Here is a 3,199-nt window from a genome sequence, read left to right on the forward strand (position 1 = left end):
CTCTCCCTTCCCGAGGTCGGCGGTGGTAGACAGCCGGAAGAACGTGGTTTTGAAAATCTGCTCGATGTGGGTATGGACGTTGCAGCGAATGAGCTTCGTGTAAGTGGAGTGGATTGCTACCGCATTTTTTCTCTTCACGTGGTTCAGGGACAGCCAGCGCTTTCGTTTTCGGCCGCCTCGGGAAGCGACACCCGACTTCCCGTTTCTTGTGACTTTAGGGCAACACCACCTCCCCGTGCCGAGATCACGCCCTGCATGTCACTTGCCCGCTTTCCAGGGCGCGGTTCCCGCGAGCATGACGATATAAGCCGCGAAGAACCAGAGGATGAGCCGCAGGCCCCAGGGCTCCACCTCCTTCTTGCGCAGCTCCCTGGCCAGCAGGGCGCAGGTCATCGTCTTGTAGAGCATCTGGACCAGGAAGAGGGGGAGGAACCTCTCCTGGGCCTCCTCGCTGCGCACGGCGGCCGCGGAGCAAACCCCCACAGAGGTGACGATGGTACCGTAGATGCCCATCATCACCGGGTCCTCATATGGCCACTTGAGGATGGCCCTTGGCAGTTTCTGGAATAAGACCATGGGAGGGCCCATGCTCAAGCACATGGCCGTGTTGTATGCGTACATGAATCTCCGCCACCTCTTCAGCTTCTCGCCGGCTCCGGTTTCTCCTGACACTTTTCATCCCTCCCGCCGCTCGCGATCATCCGAGCGATGTCTTTCGCGCTGCGACCTCGTCCGGGGGCCGTCCGGCTGCGCGAGGGAAACCCGAACGCGGGATTTGCCGTTTTGTGGCGTCTTCCTCCCCACATGGGGCTCCTCCCGACAGCCGCGCCTTGGCAAACGAGGCTCTTCAAATCTCGCTCTTATGAAAGCCATCTGACTCCGTAAATCTTTTCTCCAATCGCGGGTTTGTGCGCCCGCGAGGGGCATATACCATACGAGACCTTGCGCTGCATAACCCATATCCTCTTGCCGGTTTCCTTTTTCCCGCTGTTTTCCGTTTTCACGGGTTTATCGGAATGTCTCCACCGTAGGCCTCTTTCGGCGCTTTCCTCTCCGATAACGTCCTAGCGCCCCGTAGAAGCCGTTGTGTGCTCATTCCTTTGATTTAACATATGAACCTGCTCCTCTCCCGGGTTTTGCGCTTCTCCCTCGTCCTCTTCTTGATGAAGCGCAGGGCAAGCAGCCCGGCCGCCGCTCCCGCGGCCAGCTTGGCGGCCTTGGCCGCGCCTTTTCCCTCCCCCTCCCCGCGTTCAGGGCGCGCAGCGGCGGCGAGAAGGGAGGCCATGCGGCGCGCCGTCCTGGCCAGGGAGGCGGTATCCAGTTCCTTCCAGGCCCTGCGCAGGGTGCGCGCCATCTCCTCCCGGTTCGCCTCCAGCTGGGCGGTGGAGCGCTCGAGGGCGGCGAGGGCCCGGTTCAGCGCGGAGACCACCGCGTCCCGGACCTCCTCGGGAGGCCTGCCCTCCCCCAGGAGCAGACGGCGCAGGAGCTTCCCGTAAATCTGGGGAAGCTCCCCCAGGCGTTCACGGTCTATACCCGCGCCGATGCGCCCCAAGATGTCCCGGAGCAGCGGCTCTGGGAGGCCGTTGAGCTGGCGTCCCAGCTCGAGCAGGAACTCCAGCAGCCAGTTGGCGGCATCGGGCAGGGCCCCGAAGAGGCTCATGGAGACGCCCGGGTCCCCCCAGAGCAGGGTCTTGACAAGACCTGACGCCGTCTCTGGCCTGATGTCCTTTATCTGGAGGAGGAAGACCTCCTTCAGGGCGGGGGTGGCGATGACCTCCTTGAGTATCCTCTCCCCGAGGCCCGGGTTTACATCCCGGCGTTCCATGCTCTCACCCCCTTACCCTTCCTTCTTGGCGGCCGGCTTGCTGGCGTCCGGTTTGGTCTCACCGGACTTCGTTGAAGCCTTCCTCGTCGAGGATTTGGCGGGTAATTCCAGAAGGGGCTGTAAGACGTGCTTCACGAAGTCCGGGTTCTTTTCCAGGGCCTTCCTGAGGGCCTGGACGAAGGCGTAAGTGGACGATTCTTTGTCCTTGGCCCTCTCGCCCGCGGCGGCCATCCAGGCGCTGAGGCGCTCGGCCAGGGAGGCATCTCCCATGGCGGCTGAGAAGGCGGAGAAGAAATCGCCGCGCAGGGAGGAGAGGCTGCGGCGCAGGCCGCTCCCCTCCTCCGATAGCCCGAGGGAGAGGCTCATCTTCGCCAGTCCCCCCGCCGCCTCGCCCAGGGCCTCTCCGTCCAGGCCCTCCACGATGCGGTGCAGGAGGTCCTGGAGGAGGGGGGCAGGCATGGAGTTCATCTGGGCGGCTGCCTCCGCCAGGGCCTGGAACGCGGTGTTCAGTATCGCCGGCAGGGTCCCGAGCACGGACATGAGCAACCCAGGGTCCTGCCAGAATATGGTACGCACCAGGCGGCGCGCCGCAGGCGGGTCCACCGCGTTGAGCAGGGTGATCACCGTCTCTTTGAACTTGGGGGTGCTGATGAGCTGGCGCAGGATGCGGTCCAGGGCGTCCACCAGCCCCCGCGTCTCCACTTCCGTCCGGGTACCCGTTTCCACGGCCATCTTCATCACCTCAAAGCGTCTCGCACTCGAAGAACCAGCGGGCCACCTCCATCTGGCTGAGCTGTTTGCCGCCTAGCCAGAGCTGGACCATCTTGATGTCCCGCCAGTGCTTCTCCACGTCCCAGTCGCGGTCCGGCCCAAAGCATTCCATGAGGTTCATCACCTTGCCGATAGCCTCCAGGGCGCGGTCAGCGGCGAAGTAACGGTGGGCGCGGGCCCGGGCCACGATCTCCGGGGTCCAGCGCGGCCCGTAGAGGTCCTGGCGGTCGCACATGCGGGCACACTGGTAACCGATGATGCGCACCGCCTCGATGGTGGCGGCGAAGTCGGCCAGCACCCCGGCCACGGCGTCGTTCTCCTTGAGGGGCATGCCGCGGTAGGTCTTGCGGTTCACGTACTCCTGCAGTTTCTCATAGATGTTGAGCATCACCCCCACGGCGAAGGCGATGCTCCCCATGTTGCCCAGGGAGACCACCTCGCCGTAGTACTTGGCGTCGTCCCCGGGGCCGCAGGCCCGGTACCACAGGGGGACGCGCACGTTCTCGAACCAGATGTCGCCGTTCTTGTCCGCGGCCATGCCCGCCTTCTCGTAGGCCGGGCCCTGGGTCACGCCGGGGCGGTCGCAAGGCACGAAGATGATGG

General features: G+C 64.2%; 4 protein-coding genes. All 4 read right to left on the reverse strand.

Annotation, left to right across the window (positions count from 1 at the left end; translation table 11 throughout):
* Positions 1-258: 258 nt before the first annotated feature.
* On the reverse strand, positions 259-621 hold the full coding sequence (locus H7007_RS10535; protein WP_287155223.1) for a hypothetical protein: 363 nt from the start codon (positions 619-621) through the stop codon (positions 259-261).
* A gap of 484 nt (positions 622-1,105) precedes the next feature.
* Positions 1,106-1,825: a hypothetical protein gene (locus H7007_RS10540; RefSeq protein ID WP_287155224.1), complete on the reverse strand. Its 720-nt coding sequence runs from the start codon at positions 1,823-1,825 to the stop codon at positions 1,106-1,108.
* 12 nt (positions 1,826-1,837) lie between these two features.
* Entirely contained in the window at positions 1,838-2,563 is a 726-nt protein-coding gene (locus H7007_RS10545) for a hypothetical protein (RefSeq protein WP_287155225.1), read from the reverse strand.
* Positions 2,564-2,567: 4 nt separating this feature from the next.
* Positions 2,568-3,199: acyl-CoA dehydrogenase family protein (locus H7007_RS10550; RefSeq protein WP_287155226.1), on the reverse strand; the 632-nt coding region annotated here is incomplete at its 5' end.

It is taken from the genome of Candidatus Solincola tengchongensis, from assembly GCF_015711935.1.
In the GTDB taxonomy this organism is placed as follows: domain Bacteria; phylum Actinomycetota; class Geothermincolia; order Geothermincolales; family RBG-13-55-18; genus Solincola_A; species Solincola_A tengchongensis.

Excerpts from the sequence above, each read along its gene's own strand:
- H7007_RS10535 (WP_287155223.1), bottom strand. The coding sequence starts at position 621 with ATGTACGCATACAACACGGCCATGTGCTTGAGCATGGGCCCTCCCATG.
- H7007_RS10540 (WP_287155224.1), bottom strand. The coding sequence starts at position 1,825 with ATGGAACGCCGGGATGTAAACCCGGGCCTCGGGGAGAGGATACTCAAG.
- H7007_RS10545 (WP_287155225.1), bottom strand. The coding sequence starts at position 2,563 with ATGAAGATGGCCGTGGAAACGGGTACCCGGACGGAAGTGGAGACGCGG.